13 protein-coding genes are annotated in these 15,771 nt (G+C 65.0%); 8 read left to right on the top strand and 5 right to left on the bottom strand.

From position 1 onward, the window contains the following. Positions 1 to 270: 270 nt before the first annotated feature. The gene (locus tag SOM61_RS22000) at positions 271 to 1,320 is read right to left on the bottom strand and encodes a M35 family metalloendopeptidase (protein ID WP_320476056.1); all 1,050 of its coding nucleotides are present in this window, start codon (positions 1,318 to 1,320) and stop codon (positions 271 to 273) included. A gap of 227 nt (positions 1,321 to 1,547) precedes the next feature. On the opposite strand from SOM61_RS22000, the gene SOM61_RS21995 reads away from it, so the two are divergent. The 8 genes from SOM61_RS21995 (at position 1,548) to rfbC (ending at position 11,593) form a co-directional block, all read left to right on the top strand. Continuing rightward, on the top strand, positions 1,548 to 3,107 hold the full coding sequence (locus SOM61_RS21995; protein ID WP_320476055.1) for an ATPase domain-containing protein: 1,560 nt from the start codon (positions 1,548 to 1,550) through the stop codon (positions 3,105 to 3,107). Beyond that, a complete protein-coding gene (locus tag SOM61_RS21990) occupies positions 3,104 to 4,357 on the top strand; it encodes a sensor histidine kinase (RefSeq protein ID WP_320476054.1) in 1,254 nt (417 codons plus the stop codon). The genes SOM61_RS21995 and SOM61_RS21990 overlap by 4 nt, the downstream gene beginning before the upstream one ends. Before the next feature lie 226 nt (positions 4,358 to 4,583). After that, the gene (locus tag SOM61_RS21985) at positions 4,584 to 7,142 is read left to right on the top strand and encodes an EAL domain-containing protein (protein WP_320476053.1); all 2,559 of its coding nucleotides are present in this window, start codon (positions 4,584 to 4,586) and stop codon (positions 7,140 to 7,142) included. Positions 7,143 to 7,252: 110 nt separating this feature from the next. Then, a complete protein-coding gene (locus SOM61_RS21980; RefSeq protein WP_320476052.1) occupies positions 7,253 to 7,906 on the top strand; it encodes a hypothetical protein in 654 nt (217 codons plus the stop codon). 273 nt (positions 7,907 to 8,179) lie between these two features. Further along, positions 8,180 to 9,256: a dTDP-glucose 4,6-dehydratase gene (gene rfbB / locus SOM61_RS21975; protein WP_320476051.1), complete on the top strand. Its 1,077-nt coding sequence runs from the start codon at positions 8,180 to 8,182 to the stop codon at positions 9,254 to 9,256. Next, complete coding sequence (gene rfbD, locus SOM61_RS21970) at positions 9,253 to 10,158, top strand: dTDP-4-dehydrorhamnose reductase (RefSeq protein ID WP_320476050.1); 906 nt, start codon at positions 9,253 to 9,255, stop codon at positions 10,156 to 10,158. Before rfbB ends, rfbD begins: the two co-directional genes overlap by 4 nt. Beyond that, positions 10,155 to 11,045: a glucose-1-phosphate thymidylyltransferase RfbA gene (rfbA, locus tag SOM61_RS21965; RefSeq protein ID WP_320476049.1), complete on the top strand. Its 891-nt coding sequence runs from the start codon at positions 10,155 to 10,157 to the stop codon at positions 11,043 to 11,045. The genes rfbD and rfbA overlap by 4 nt, the downstream gene beginning before the upstream one ends. Next, positions 11,045 to 11,593 (top strand): dTDP-4-dehydrorhamnose 3,5-epimerase, encoded by a 549-nt coding sequence (gene rfbC / locus SOM61_RS21960; protein ID WP_320476058.1) that lies wholly within the window; start codon positions 11,045 to 11,047, stop codon positions 11,591 to 11,593. Before rfbA ends, rfbC begins: the two co-directional genes overlap by 1 nt. Positions 11,594 to 11,624: 31 nt before the next feature. Here the strand turns inward: rfbC and SOM61_RS21955 are convergent, their stop codons facing one another. The 4 genes from SOM61_RS21955 to SOM61_RS21940 form a co-directional block, all read right to left on the bottom strand. Then, positions 11,625 to 12,971, bottom strand: a complete 1,347-nt coding sequence (locus tag SOM61_RS21955) for a chloride channel protein (RefSeq protein WP_320476048.1) — start codon at positions 12,969 to 12,971, stop codon at positions 11,625 to 11,627. 301 nt (positions 12,972 to 13,272) lie between these two features. After that, positions 13,273 to 13,710, bottom strand: a complete 438-nt coding sequence (locus SOM61_RS21950; RefSeq protein WP_320476047.1) for a hypothetical protein — start codon at positions 13,708 to 13,710, stop codon at positions 13,273 to 13,275. A gap of 128 nt (positions 13,711 to 13,838) precedes the next feature. After that, entirely contained in the window at positions 13,839 to 15,074 is a 1,236-nt protein-coding gene (locus SOM61_RS21945; RefSeq protein WP_320476046.1) for a GGDEF domain-containing protein, read from the bottom strand. A gap of 225 nt (positions 15,075 to 15,299) precedes the next feature. Beyond that, positions 15,300 to 15,770 (bottom strand): flagella synthesis protein FlgN, encoded by a 471-nt coding sequence (locus SOM61_RS21940; RefSeq protein WP_320476045.1) that lies wholly within the window; start codon positions 15,768 to 15,770, stop codon positions 15,300 to 15,302. Position 15,771: the final 1 nt, after the last annotated feature.

The following is a 15,771-nucleotide window of genomic DNA, read 5'->3' as shown; positions in this document are numbered from 1 at the left end:
CCGTGCCCCTTTCTGACATTCGACTATGGAGAAGTATTCCAGTTCTGCAGAGACGTTCGTCCCCAAATTCGCCAATGCAATGCTCATCTCTGAGCAGTTCGAGAGAAGTCATCGCGACCTCCGCTGAGTCCACACTTCAATGATTCAGCATACGCCAAATATATGTTGAAGATGTAGGCTCAGCGTAGCGCCTGCGCGGGAACGACGTGCTGGGGGTGCGGGCCGTCGCAGCGTTAGCGTCAGCGTCAGCTATCTATCGCCCCCCCACCCTCACTGCTGCACCGGCGTATTCTCCCCAAAATACTCATGTGAATCCGCGTTATTGATCGCCCGTTCCGGCGCCGATTTCGCCAGTTCGGCCGCGCCGGCTTGGCCGTACACGTGGTCGTCGGTCGCCGCCACCACGTCGAAATGGCTGAGCTCATGCAGCAGGGTGCCGCCGCGTGAGTCGGTGCCGGTCACGGCCGCGGCCCAGAACGCCCGGCACACCCACACCGTATACGGCCGCGCCGGATACACATACGCAAAATACGGCTCGTCGCAATCGCAATCGATCTTGACCGGCTTGTTCTCGAACGCATCTTTGATGGCCGTGAAATTGCTGGTGACCTTGGCGCCGCGCGTGGCGTCGGGCGCGCCGAACCAGGTCGAATAGCGCTCGCCATACTGCTTGCCCGAGGTGAGGTAGGCATGGGCATCTAGCGTCATCGCGCGTCCCGCATCCATCGCCGTCACCAGTTGCTCCTGCTGGGCATTCGAGCAGTTGGCGTAGGCGAGGCCGGCGCCGCCCGGTTCCAGGGCCATGCCGGCCGGCTTGGCGCCGCGCGGCAGGCGGCCGTCGACCCAGATGCTGACCGGCTTCGAGACAAGTTCGCCCACCACTGGCTGGACGCTGGCGCCGGGCGCCGGCATGGCCGCGCTGTGGTAGCGGATCGTGTAGCTGCCGGTGACGCTCATCTCGTACAGCACCGACAGCTCCACGGTCTTGCTCAGCGAAGCGCCCGGATCGAGCCGCACATAGTCCGCCGGACCCGGCGGGGCGCGCTTGATGCGCCGGCCGAGATAGCGCACCGGTTGGCCGTCGCGCCGGATGTCGAACAACGGCATCTCGACTCCGTCCAGCGGCGTGCGCCAGCGCAGCAGGTGCTGCGCCGTGCCCGAGGCATTGGTCAGGGTGACGCGCACCAGCACGTTGTCGCCACGCCCGACCGTCGGCTGCAGCGGCGTCAGGGTGACGTCGACATTGGCCATGGCGCCGGCCGACAGGGCGCAGCCGAGTGCGACGAAGGCAAGATGCGGCAGCAGGGAGGGAAGCGGCATGATGAGTTCCTTGTGATTGTGTCCCTCAATCACTTTCCCCTCATTTGAATCAGAAACCTTGCGTCATCGCAAAGCCGGACAGCGTAGCGCTTGTGCGCGCGCTGGTGTCGGGAATGGGCGTGGCAGGGCTGGCATATCGATCCCTCGATGGACGCCAACACCCATGCGATGTAACTGCTAGACTGTGTCCATTACTCAATAAAGCAACGTTACGCATAAGGCGCCACTTGGATACCCTGATCAATACTGGCATCGCCGGACTCGATGAAATCTTTCTCGGTGGCATTCCACGCCATAACAACCTGATCGTCGAAGGTCCGCCCGGCTCGGGCAAGACCACGCTTGGCCTGGGTTTCATCCATGCGGGCGCGGCGCAGTATGGCGAGCCGGGCGTGATCGTGTCCTTCGAGCTCGACTCGGCCAAGCTGCTGCGCGACGCCGCCGGCTTCGATTGGGACCTGCAGGCGCAGATCGACAAGGGCATGGTCAAGATCATCCAGACCAGCCCTGCCGTGCTGCTGTCGGAGTTTCGCAACGGCGACGGCGCGTTTGCCGACGCGCTGCGCAGCATGGGCGCCAAGCGGCTGCTGATCGACGGCCTGACGCCGATGCGCCTGTACGCGGAAGTGCACGACATGCCGTTCCGCGAGGACGTTCACCTCTTGATCGAGGGCCTCAACCGGCTGGGCGTGACGACCCTGGTCACGGCCGAACGCGATGAGTCGATGGCGGCCCCTGCGCATGAGCGCTTCGTGTTCGACACCATCATTGAACTCACCCGCGCCGAGCACAAGCGCCGGGTCGAGCGGCGCCTGACGGTGACAAAGTCGCGCGGCCAGGATTTCATCGGCGGCAGCCACACCATGCGGATCGAGGCGCACCAGGGCGTGCACGTGTACCGCCGCGCGCATTCGCGGCCCAAGGCGATCAATGACCAGCCGACCTCCGACCAGCGCATTTCGACCGGCGTGCCGGCCATCGACGTCCTGATGGACGGCGGCCTGTACGAAGGGTCGGTCACCATGGTGAGCGGGATTTCGGGTACCGGCAAGACTGTCCTGTCGGTGCAATTCCTGACCGCGGCTGTCAGCCAGGGGCGCAAGACCCTGCTGGTCACGCTCGACGAGCATCCGCGCCAGCTGATCCGCAACGCCGCTTCGCTGGGCTTCGACCTGGAAGGCATGATCGCGCGCGGCGAGCTGTTCCTGCTGTACGAGTCGCCGCTCGAACTCGACCTGGACGTTCACTTCCACAGCGTGACCAGCCTGGCCGAACGCGAAGGGATCGATTGCATCGTCTTCGATTCGGTCGCCGTGTATGAACTGTCAAGCCGCTCCGAGGTCGCCGATTACCTGTACGCCCTGGCGACCTATTGCAAGAACCGCCTGGCGACGGTGTTCTTCAACTACGAGAGCCCGGAGCTGCTGGGCGTGTCGCAGATCAGCGAGGAGCTCAAGGGCTCTCACCTGGTCGACAATATCATCCTGCTGAGCTACGTCGAGATCTCGACGGTCTTGCGCCGCGCCATTGCGATCCCCAAGGTGCGCGGCAGCCGCATCCAGCAGGTCACGCGCGAATACATCATCGCCGCCGGGGGCGTGGCGCTGCTCGACGAAGACACGTCGCCCACGGCCACGGCCAACGCCGTGCCGCAACTGCCGTTCTCGGCCTATTCGAGCCTGCTGTCGCGCTCGCCCACGCGCCAGAGTCCCGCCATCGACGTCGCGGTGGCGCAGGGGGAGGCGTTGCCGCCATCGGTCGAGCTGCCGGTGGAAGATGCCCCGTGATCCGGATCGCCCGGCCGCATTCGTCCCAGCCGGACTGGAGCGAGTGGGAAGCGCCCCTGGAACAGTTTTGCCAGGCCAGCGGCCTGGTGGTGTCGGCCTACGACATCGGGGGACAGCGCAAGGCCGGGCCGATGGTCGGAACGCGCACCGCGCGCTTGCTGGCCAGTTCGCGCTTGTGGCGCGAGGACGGCCCGGGCCTGGCGCTCGAGCGACGATTGGTTGCGGCGCTGGCCGCCGGCGACGACTATGCCGAAGAAGAATGGCATGGCCTGTGCGTGTGCGGCCTGCCGCTGACGCGCGCTGGCGAACGTTATGGCGCCGTGGTATTCGGCTGGCGCTGGCGCGATTTCAGCTCGCCCATGGCGTGCGAACAGCTGGCCCGGCAGGTCGACCTGCCCGGCCCGGCCCTGTGGAACGAAGTGCGGCTCGAAGCACCGCTGGCCGAAGCCCGTCTGGCCACCTTCCGCGCACTGCTGCGCACACTGGCCGATTCGCTCGATCGCCAGCGCGACACGATCGATGAGCTCAACCGCGTGAGCCAGACGCGCGACCTGTTCCTGGCCACCGTCTCGCACGAGATGCGCACGCCGCTGTCGGCGCTGGCGATGCGCATCGACCTGCTGCTCAAGACCATGCACGACCTGCCGCCGGCGCTGACCACGGCATTGACGGCAATGCGCGTGCACGTGCGCCAGGAGGCCGGCATGGTCGAGGACCTGATCGACGCCGCCCGCACGCTCACCGGCACCATGTCGATCGAGCGCGGTCCGGTATCGCTGGGAAGGATCGTGCGCGACGCCGTGTCTGCCATCGAGGCGACCGCGCACGCCAAACGCATCGCGTTCAGCGTGACGCCGGCCGATTTCGGCGACCATCTGCAGATCGATGCCGACCCGCGCCGCCTGCAACAGGTGTTGTGGAACCTGATCCTCAATGCGATCAAGTTCACCGCCGAAGGTGGCGCGGTCGGGGTGGCGATCAGGAGCGCTGCCGACGGCGTGCACATTCGCGTCACCGACAGCGGGCAGGGTATCGCCCCCGAAGACCTGCCGCATGTGTTCGGGGCCTTCACCCTGCAAACCCAGGCCAATGCGAGCGGCCTGGGCCTGGGCTTGTACATCGCCCGCCGCATCGTCGAGTTGCACGGAGGGGCGATCAGCGTCGAGAGCGCCGGACTGGGCCGGGGAACGAGTTTCATCATCCACTTGCCGCAACCAGGGCAAGAGGCACTGTTTCTTAAACCAGATTAATTCCAGGCGCTACCAACGCTCAATAAACAACAGTTAGCAAAGAAGCCGGGAAGTCCGATATCGGGTTTGCTATCATGCAACCAAAATGTCCGAGCTGCTATTTAATTCTGGTCGGCGTCACGCGGCCAGGGTCTTCCCGATGAATATCCAGACGAAACACGGTACGACAAGCGCTACACTGCAGCCCGCACCAGCGCGCCAGGGCCGCGAGAGGGAAACCGGTGAAATGATCGACGCCCTGGCACGAGAGATCGGCCTGGACGACGAGGAAATCGCGGCGCGCCGGAGTTTTCTGCAACTCGACGAGCGCGACACCGCCGTCCTGCGCGAGGTGCACGAGCTGCTGGAGCAGGAGCGCGACACCTTCTCGGACAGCTTTTACGCGCACCTGCTGGCCTTCCCGCGCATGCGCGAGCTGCTGGCCGACAGCGAGACCACGTCGCGCCTGCGCCGCGCACAGGCCGGCTATTTCAGCAGCCTGACGGCCGGCGACTATGGCCCGGCCTACATCCACGAACGCCTGCGCGTGGGCGCGGCCCACCAGCGCATCGGGCTCGACCCGAAATGGTATATCGGCGCCTACCGCAAATACCTGTCCGAACTATCCAGCATGCTGTGGCAGAAACTGCACCACGACCCGGCGCGCTTCATCGAGGCCTGGGATGCGGTGCTGAAGGTGGTCTGCTTCGACATGGGGCTGGCGCTGGACACCTATGCCCACGCCGACCAGCGTAACGTGCGCCAGAACCGCGACTATCTGGAACAGGTCATCGACGGCATGCCGGCCGGGCTGGTGGTGGTGGACGCCAACAGCAAGGTGCGTTCGATGAACCGCACCATGGCCGACCTGATCGGCGCGCCGGAAGAAGCCGCGGCGGCGGGGCGCCCGCTCGAGGATTGGCTGCCCGACGCCGAGCTGGCGGCGCGCGTCGACGAGGCGCTGCGCACCGGCACGCCGCAAGACAATGTGCTGGTGACGCTGGACGGCCGCGCCGACGGCGTGCGCTACGTGGAGTTCAACATCCGCCGCACCCAGCAGGCCGGCGGCCACATGCTGCTCTTGATCGGCCAGGACATCACCTTCCGCCGCAAGGCGCGCCTGCGCCTGCAGGAGAGCGAGGAATTCTTCCGGCTCACCTTCAGCCAGGCCGCGGTGGGCATCGTGCTGCTGGGCCCCGACGGGCGCCTGCTGCGCGTGAACCGCAAGATGGCGCAGATCCTGGGCTTTAGCGAAGTAGAGCTGCTGCAGCGCTTCTTCCAGCAACTGACCCATGAAGCCGACCTGCCCGACGAGCTGGCGCTGGTAAAACGCCTGCGCGCCGGAGAAATCGGCGACTACCAGCGCGAGCGGCGCCTGCTGCGGCGCGACGGCACGCCGATCTGGGTGAACATCAGCGTCTCGATGATGCGCGACGCCAACGGCAACCAGCGCTTCATCTCGGTGGTCGAGGACATCTCGCGCCGCAAGAGCGCCGAGGAAGCGCTGCTGCGCATGGCCAACCACGACGCCCTGACCGGCCTGCCGAACCGGGTGCTGCTGCAGGACCGCCTGGCGCAAGCCATCGTGCACGCGCACCGCGCCGGCACGCAGGTGGCGGTCATGTTCATCGACCTGGACCGCTTCAAGCACGTGAACGACAGCCTGGGCCACGACGCCGGCGACAAGATGATCGTCGAGATCGCGCGTCGCCTGGCGAGCAGCCTGCGCGAGAGCGACACGGTGGCGCGCCAGGGTGGCGACGAATTCGTGGTGGTGCTGCCCGAGCTGGCCGGCGAAGCCGATGCGGCCAAGGTGGCGCAGAAGCTGCTGGATAACCTGTTCCAGCCGCTGCTGCTGTGCGGCCAGGAGGTCTTCCCGACCGGCTCGATCGGCATCTCGATGTACCCGCGCGACGGCCTGGACGCCGCGACCCTGCTCAAGTGCGCCGACAGCGCGATGTACCAGTCGAAGGGCTCGGGCGGCAACCACTACAGTTTCTACGTGGCCGACATGGGCGCCCAGTCGGTGGAGCACCTGCGCATGGAAGGCGCGCTGCAACGCGCGCTGCAGCGCCAGGAATTCCTGCTGCACTACCAGCCGGTGGTCGACATCGCGACCGGCAATGTGAGCGGCGTGGAAGCGCTGCTGCGCTGGAAGCCGCACGGCCGGCCGATGGTGGCGCCGTCCGACTTCATCCCGCTGGCCGAGGAGACCGGCCTGATCGTGCCGATCGGCGAATGGGTGCTGGAGACCGCGATGGCGCAGCAGGTGGCCTGGCTGCGCCGCGGCCTGCCGCCGGTGCGCGTGAGCGTGAACCTGTCGGCGCGCCAGTTCCTGGGCCAGGATGTGGCCCAGCGCGTGGCCGCGCTGCTGGCGAAAACCGGCTGCGATCCGCGCTGGCTGACGCTGGAGATCACCGAGAGCGTATTGATGCAGAACCCGGCCGCCGCCGCCGAGACCATGGCCCGGCTGGCGAACATGGGCGTGCAGCTGGCGATCGACGATTTCGGGACCGGGTATTCGAGCCTGGCGAGCTTGAAGCGCTTCCCGATCCACAGCCTCAAGATCGACCGCTCCTTCGTGAGCGACCTGACCCAGGACGCGGACGACGCCGCGATCGTCAATGCGGTGATCGCGCTGGCGCATTCGATGAAGCTGAACGTGATCGCGGAAGGGGTGGAGACGTCGGAGCAGCTGGCCTTCTTGCACGAGCATGGGTGCGATCAGATGCAGGGGTATTGTTTCAGCAGGCCGGTGGAGCCGCAGGGGATCGAGGCGTTGTTGAAGGCGGCCGAGGCGGCGTAAGTGCGCGTGCGGCCTGCTCGCGGCCATTATGCTTGGCGCGTGAGAAAGTACGCATTTTGCATGGATACTTTTTGGTATCCTGTCACGCTGTTTGAACATGCCAATCCTCCATGCCGTTCCGGTCTCTGATCCCCGTTCTCGCAATTGCACTAATACCGTCGTATAGCGCGGCCCAGCCGCAGCTTCAGGGCGCGGCAAGCGTCGCATGCGCTCACGATCGCGCGCGCCTGCTGGCCCTGGATGAGCACAGCTTCGACCAGGACTTCAGCGGCGGCTGGCGCGCGATCGCCGACAAGGGCGAGGAATGCGAACTGGTGGCGGCCGACCTGCTGCGCGACTACCGCGAGCTGCACAAGAGCGATTCCACCATGCTGCTCTGGCACGAAGGGCAGATGCGCGCCTTCGCCGGCCAGTACGCGCAGGCGATCGCGCTGATGCGGCGTTCGCGCGGACCGGGCGAGGAAGACAAGGGCGGCTGGAAGGCCTATGTCGACGCCACGGTTGCATTCCTGGGCCGGGACCAGGCCGCTCTCGAAACGGCGCGCCGGCGGCTTGCCGCGCTCGCGCCGCCACCCGGGGAGAAGCTGGTCATCAAGGATGGCTACTTCGAGGTAAAAACGCCGGACGGCCAGACCCTAAGTATGCGATGGCCGCCGAATATCGATGTGGTCGAAGGCTTGCAGAACTGCTTCGATCAGCCTTACGAGATTGCTTATGCCATGGAGTGCCGCACCATGAAAGCCCGTCCGGCAAGCACCAGGTAGGCCGACCGCTTGAACATGGCAGAATAGGGGAGTAGCGCTCTGGCATTGACAAAGCATCGGGATCGCTCGGAAAATGGTGCTGGATGTTACGTTTGTATTCTCCAGCCGCGATAAAACGGCTGCATGTACGTACGCGAAGCACTATCGCAGCAAACCACGATCGCGCCGGTGGTCCGTAAGCCGACTGCCTCTCGTCAATGACAACTTTCAGGCGTGAGCCGCCACCCTCCCGGTCTGGCTCGATGTCCAACCAATTACCCAGGAATCGCAGGAATGACCATCCTCGTGACGGGCGGAGCGGGCTTCATTGGCTCGAACTTCGTCATCGACTGGCTGGCCCAACACGATGAGCCAGTCGTCAATCTCGACAAACTGACCTACGCCGGCAATCTCCAGAATCTCGCCAGCCTCGAAGGCAATCCGCGTCACCGCTTTGTACGTGGCGACATCGGTGACGGCGAACTGGTGGGCCGCCTGCTGGCTGAACACCAGGTTCGCGCGGTACTGAACTTTGCGGCTGAAAGCCACGTCGACCGCTCGATCGAAGGCCCCGGGGCTTTCATCCAGACCAATATCGTCGGCACCTTCAATTTGCTGGAAGCAGTGCGCGCTTACTGGGGCGGCTTGCAGTCCGAGGCGCGTTCGGCGTTCCGCCTTCTGCACGTGTCCACGGACGAGGTGTACGGCTCGTTGTCGAGCGAAGCGCCGGCCTTCAACGAGCAGAACCGCTACGAACCGAACAGCCCGTATTCCGCCAGCAAGGCCGCATCCGACCACCTGGTGCGTGCCTACCACCATACTTATGGCCTGCCGGTCGTGACGACCAACTGCTCCAATAACTACGGCCCCTACCACTTCCCGGAGAAGCTGATTCCGCTCGTGATCCACAACGCGCTGGCGGGCAAGCCGCTGCCGATCTATGGCGATGGCCAGCAGATCCGCGACTGGCTATATGTGACGGATCACTGCAGCGCCATTCGCCGCGTATTGACGGCGGGCCGCCTGGGCGAGACTTATAACGTCGGTGGTTGCAACGAGAAGGCGAATATCGACGTGGTGCGCACCTTGTGCGCGATCCTCGACGAACTGCATCCGCGTGGCGATAACGAATCGTATGCGTCGCAGATGACTTTCGTAAAGGACCGCCCCGGCCACGACCGCCGTTACGCGATCGACGCGAGCAAGCTGGAGCTCGAACTGGGCTGGCGTCCTGCCGAGACCTTCGAGACCGGCATCCGCAAGACAGTCGAGTGGTATCTGGCCAATGGCGAATGGGTGCGCAACGTGACCAGCGGCGCCTACCGCGAGTGGATCGACCGGCAGTATGCCGATGGACGGCCGGCGGCATGAAGATCCTGTTGCTCGGCAAGGATGGCCAGGTTGGCTGGGAGTTGCAGCGAACGCTGGCTTTGCTGGGCGAGCTGCGTGCATATGGCCGCAGCGAAGCCGACTTCGGTGATCCGGACTCGCTGCGCGGGCTGATGCGGGATTTCGCGCCTGATGTGATCGTCAATGCCGCGGCCTACACGGCGGTGGACAAGGCCGAAAGCGATCAGCAAGCCGCGCACGCTTGCAACACGGTCGCGCCCGGCGTCCTTGCCGAAGAGGCAGCTACTCTTGGCGCCTGGCTGGTGCATTATTCGACCGACTACGTGTTCGACGGCTCGAAAGAGGGCGCATGGGTCGAGACCGATGCCGTCAATCCGCTGTCGGTGTATGGCCGTACCAAGTACGACGGCGAGGAACGGATCCGTGCGAGCGGCGTCAGGCACCTGATCCTGCGCACCAGCTGGGTATTTGCTCCGCGTGGCGGCAATTTTGCCAAGAGCATATTGCGTCAGGCAAAGGACCACGAGATCTTGAACGTAGTGGCCGACCAGCACGGCGCGCCGACTGGCGCCGAACTGCTGGCGGATGCCACGGCGCTGGCGTTGCATCGCATCGCGGCCCTGGGGGGCGAGGCACGCAACCTGTCTGGCACATATCACTTGGCCGCAAGTGGTAGCACCACCTGGCATGCATATGCCCGGCATGTGCTGGCTCAGGCACAGGCACATGGAGCGGTACTGAAAGCTGGACCCGAGGCGGCGCAGCCGATCGCCAGCAGGGCTTTTCCAACGCCCGCGGTGCGGCCGGCAAATTCGCGTCTGGATTGCAGCAAATTTTGCACGAGCTTCGGATTGGTGCTGCCTGACTGGCGCTACCACGTGGACCGTATGATCGCCGAGTTGTCGGCGCAAGGAAATTTATGAATGAACCCGTGAAACGCAAAGGCATCATTCTCGCCGGCGGCAGCGGCACACGGCTGCATCCGGCCACGCTGGCGATCTCGAAGCAGCTATTGCCAGTGTTCGACAAGCCGATGATTTATTATCCGCTGAGTACGCTGATGCTGGGCGGGATTCGCGACATCCTGATCATTTCGACGCCGCAGGATACGCCGCGGTTCCAGCAATTGCTGGGGGACGGTGCGCGCTGGGGGCTGAATTTCTCGTACGCGGTGCAGGCATCGCCCGATGGCCTGGCGCAGGCCTTCCTCCTCGGCGAACGCTTCATCGGCGACGCGCCTTCGGCGCTGGTATTGGGCGACAACCTGTTCTATGGTCACAATCTTCATCCGATGCTCGAGCGGGCCAACGCGCGTCACGACATCGCGAGCATATTCGCCTATCATGTCCAGGATCCGGAGCGCTATGGCGTGGTCGAGTTCGATAGCGAAGGCAAGGCGGTTACCCTCGAGGAAAAGCCGGCCGTGCCGCGTTCGAATTATGCCGTCACGGGCTTGTACTTCTACGATCGCGACGTCGTGGCGATGGCGCGCGAGCTGAAGCCGTCCGCCAGGGGCGAACTCGAAATCACCGACTTGAATCGCTTGTATTTAAAGATGGGCAAGCTGAATGTGGAAGTCATGGGGCGTGGCTATGCCTGGCTCGATACCGGTACGCACGAATCGCTCCTCGACGCCAGCCAGTTCATCGCAACGATCGAGCGGCGTCAGGGACTGAAAGTGTCGTGCCCTGAAGAGATTGCCTTTCGCAAAGGGTGGATCGATGCACAGCAGCTGGAGATACTGGCATCGTCGATGAAGGGCAACAGCTATGGACAGTATCTGTTGCGCACGGCAAAAGAGGGGCATTGATGCAGATTACGCGGCTGGCGATCCCTGACGTCTTGCGCATCGTTCCCCGGTCGCTCGTAGACGAACGCGGCTTCTTCTACGAGAGCTTTCGCCAGGATATCTTCGATGCGGCAGTGGGCCGCAAAGTTGCGTTTGTCCAGGACAACCATTCCGGTTCGGCCGGCAATGTGCTGCGCGGCCTGCATTACCAGGTCCGGCAGGTGCAGGGCAAGCTGGTGCGCGTCGTGAGTGGAAGCGTGTTCGACGTGGCGGTCGATCTGCGCCGCTCCTCGCCGACCTTCGGCCATTGGGTAGGTGAGGTGCTGAGCGCCGAAAACCGGGCGCAAATGTGGATACCCGAAGGTTTTGCCCACGGTTTCGTCGTGCTGTCCGCTAGCGCCGAGACTGTCTATAAGACGACCGATTACTACGCGCCGGAGCATGAGCGCTGCATTGCCTGGGACGATCCACACCTCGCCATCGGGTGGCCGCCTACGGCGGTCGCGCCGACCGTGTCGACCAAGGATCGCCAAGGTCTTCCATTCGCTTCGGCTGAACTGTTCGACTAACGCACCGCCCCGGATCCGTACGTTCGTCCTGTCAGTCGGGTTCGCCGTTCCCTTCGCGCACCGGCCTGGGCGGCAGTTGAATCGCTGCCAATGCCCCATACAGTGGCGGGCTGAGCACCCGCGACACGGTACTCGCCACAACCGCACAAGCCATCAGGCTCAGCACCATACTGTGTCCATCGACCATTTCCATGACGATGATGAATGCCGTCAACGGCGCCTGGGTCGCGGCAGCAAGAAAGCCGACCATCCCCAGTGCGATCAGTGCCGGCGCATGCGGATAGCCGGTCAGCACGGCGATGTCGTGGCCCAGGGCGGCGCCGATCGACAGCGATGGCGCGAAAATCCCGGCCGGCACGCCCGACCAGGCGGTCAGCCAGGTGGCGGCGAACTTGAACAGGGCGAATGCGACCGGCACGCTGGCCTCGTTTTCGAGCAGGCCACGGGTGGCTTCGTTGCCGCTGCCATAGGTGGCGCCGCCGCTGACGATGCCGATGATGGCCACCGCCAGGCCGCAGCCGAGGGCGAAGCGTACCGGATAGCGGGCGCGCCAGCGGCTGGGCAGGTCGGGCGACGCGCCGCGCAGGCTGGCCAGCAGTACGCGCGCGAACAGGCCGCCGGCGAAGCCGCAGACCACGGCGGCCAGCAGTCCCGGCCACAGCAGCGACAGGCCGATCGGACCGGGGTGGATCACGCCGAAGTGGGGGCCGTTGCCGTGAACGGAGACGGCGATCAGGCCGGCCAGCACGATGCCCGCCACGATCAGGCCGCTATTGCGCTGCTCGGGTGTGCGCGACAGCTCTTCGATCGCGAACATGATGCCCGCCAGCGGGGTGTTGAAGGCGGCGGCGATGCCGGCGGCGCCGCCCGCCACTAATAAGGAGTGCGCGCTGATGCCGCTGCGCCGTGGCAACCAGCGCCGGGCCGACAGCATCACGCCGGCCGCGATCTGCACCGACGGGCCTTCGCGCCCCAGCGACAAGCCGCCCAGCAGGCCGGCCGAGGTCAGGCCGATCTTGGCAAGGCTCAGCTTGAGCGACACGAGGAGGGGCCGGCGACCGCCCGATAGCGCCGGATCGAGCGCCGCCATCACTTGCGGGATGCCGGAGCCACCGGCGCCGCGCACGTACCGGCGCGTCACCCAGACGATGGCGGCGCAGCACAGCGGCGTCCATATCAGGGGCGCCCACCATGCCAGGTCATTTAGTTGCTGGAATTGTCCAAAGGCGGATTCGGCGAGCCAGGTGAAGGCAACCACGACCAGGCCGGCGATGGCAGCCATGCTGACCACGACGATTCGGGTGCGCCAGAGATGAGGAGAAACGAATTCCCGCCGAAAGGCGGAGCGCACATCGTGCGAAGAGGGTTCGGGCGGCATGCTGGCCGATGAATAGTGGAAGCCATCATTATAAACATTTGTACGAATGTATTGCTGTTTGGTGCGTAATTACGACACTGAACACATTGGCCGAATTCGCAGCACCTCGGCGTTAACACATTAGCCGAAATTCCCACCACCACGTCGTTCCCGCGAAGGCGGGAACCTAAGTTCGTTGCGCAGTCGATCTGTTCAAATACATCGTCAGCGCGAGCATGCTTAGGTTCCCGCCTCCGCGGGAACGACGTTCAGAGGCCGCTGGCAGAATGGAAGCCAGCTGCAATTGCGCCTGCCAACAACCCTACCTCGGCCCATCCCCCGGCGTCCCCGAGCTCTCGGCCCCATCTGCCAGCCGCTCACTGATCTTGTCATTGCCGGCCCTCCCCACATAATCCTGCGCCGCGTGGTCGAGATGGGTGCCCGGCGAGCCGCCGGTGGCCGCGCCGCCGATCGCCGACTGGCTGCTCTGTCCATCTTCCGACTTGCCCAGCACGCCGCCTGGGATCGGTCCGGACGCATTGCCGTGGCTGCTCTGCGCCGCGCCGGCTGGGCCGACATTGCTTTCGGGCGAAGCCTTGGCGAAGTTGCTGTTGACGCCGGACTGCTGCTTGCCCGAGCCGATGCTCGACGTGCCGTCCTGGTCGTCGGTCACGAAGCCCGCATAGGAATCGGCGCGGCCTTGGCGCAGGCCCTGGCCCGGATTATCCTGCTGAATGTCCTTCGGTTTCTTATCTTCCATGATGTTCTCCTTGGCACAGCTGACAAAATGAACATCTTGGTGCACCGGCCATCATTCCCAATAGGAGGGCAGAGCGCCTGTGCGTAGGACTTTCCGTTCAAGCTGCTTGATCGTGCGGTCGGGCGGTCCTAGCCGACCTGGCGAGCACGCGCCGGCTGCAGTTGCGGCGCCAGCGCGATCACCTTGTCGCGGCCGGCCGACTTGGCCGCGTACAGCGCGGCGTCGGCGCGCGCCAGGGTCGCCTTGAATGGCTCTTCGGCCTGGGTCACGGTCACACCGATGCTCAGGGTCAGCGGGCATTGTCCGGCGTGGCGCTGCAGGGTGGCGGCCAGCTGGCGCAGCCCGTCCTGCAGCTTTTCGCCCACCGTGCAGGCCTCGGCCAGGGTGGTTTCAGGCAGCAGCACCGCGAACTCGTCGCCGCCCAGGCGCGCCATGCAGTCGGCCGCGCGCAGCGAGGCGCGGGCGCGTTCGGCCACCAGTTGCAGGGCGACGTCGCCGGCTTCGTGGCCGCCGCTGTCGTTGATGACCTTGAAATGGTCGAGGTCGATCAGCATCAGGGCCAGCGGCTGGCCGTTGCGCCGGCTGCGCGCCAGCTCGCGCTCGGCGATATCGAAGAAGGCCTTGCGCGACCAGGCGCCGGTCAGGTGGTCGTGGTTGGCGATGTACTCGGCCTGCTGCAGGATGTAGCGGTGCATGGTCAGCAGGCCGCCCAGGGTCAGTGCGGGCAGCGCCAGCGCGGCGGCGGTCAGGATCGCCAGGCTGACGGTGCTTGGCTGCAGCAGCGAGCCCGGCGGCTCGGCCGCCAGCAGCAGCCAGGCCATGCGCACGGTGTGGCCGGCCACGACCAGGCTGCACATGAGCAGCACGAAGCGCTGCACCTTGTGCAGGGTGGCCGGCGCCTGCTGCTCCGGTCGTCCCGCAAAGGGCTGCGCCGGGCTGGCGCCGCGGCGCACCAGCACGCTGCGCGCGATGTCGGCGCAGACGGCGGCCTGGAACAGCGAGGCCACGGCGCTGCGCGCGGCGAAGGAGTAGAAATAGTAATGGAATAGCGCGATCAGCAGGCCGACCGCCCCGACCAGCAGGACCAGCGGCTTGATGCGGGCCGGCAGGCCGGCCAGCTGGCGGTAGCCGGCCGCCAGCGCGGCGCCGGCGCCGGCATAGGCCATATTGGCTACTTCATAGGTCAGTGGCGGCGGTAGTTCAAGGCCGAAGGCGTACAGCAGATTGCCTACCAGCCCCAGCACGGTGGACGCCAGCATCGCACGCATGCCCCGCACGTTCTCCGACCCGGCCGCCAGCAGGGCCAGGAAGACGAGAAAGCAGAGCAGGGCGGCGATCAGGAAGATCTGCTGGGTGGCGAGCATGGGAAACAGCCTATGGATCGGGCCGCTCAGATAGCAAAGAATATTGACAGTTAGCGGCAGCCCGTCGTTCCCGCGCAGGCGGGAACCCAAGTTTTTTGCGTCATCGAAACGCCGGCAAGCTTAGGTTCCCGCCTGCGCGGGAACGACGTGCTACGGTTCCGTGTTACGGATGATGCAGCATTATGCCGCTAATGTTTTGCCGGCAGGAATGTTTATCGTGACTCTTCAGCCAACAACATACCGCTTCGACACCCCCAGCCCCACGGTCTGGCCGCTGGCGCCATAGATCGCGCCGGTCGGCGCGTTGGTTGGGGTGCGCAGGGCGTTGAGTACGCCCTGGTTGTGCGCCAGCTGCTTGCTGATCAGCATGCCGTTGACGCGGTTCAGTTCCTTGGCTTCGCGGGCCACGTGCAGCATGCGTTCCCATTGTTCCCGCACGCCGCCATCGTCGCTGGCGGCCAGCCATGGCTCCATGCCCGCTTCCGATCCCTCGCATCCTGCTGCCTGCAGCGCCGCGTGGCGCTGTTGCGACAGGCCCGACAGGCTGGCCAGCAGCGCGTTCTTTTGCGTAGTCAGGCTGGACAACTCGTCGGCGTCGAGCGCGACCAGGGATTGCTGTTCCTGTTTCATCAATGCCACGAGGGCATCGAGGTGCTGGTGTTCTGCGGCAATAGTCTGGGTCGGGCTCGGAGTCATG

Origin of the sequence: Massilia sp. CFBP9012 (assembly GCF_034045115.1) — a bacterium.
Taxonomy (GTDB): domain Bacteria; phylum Pseudomonadota; class Gammaproteobacteria; order Burkholderiales; family Burkholderiaceae_D; genus Telluria.
Note: the sequence above shows the minus strand (reverse complement) of the source record. Positions and strands in the feature narration are given on the sequence as shown.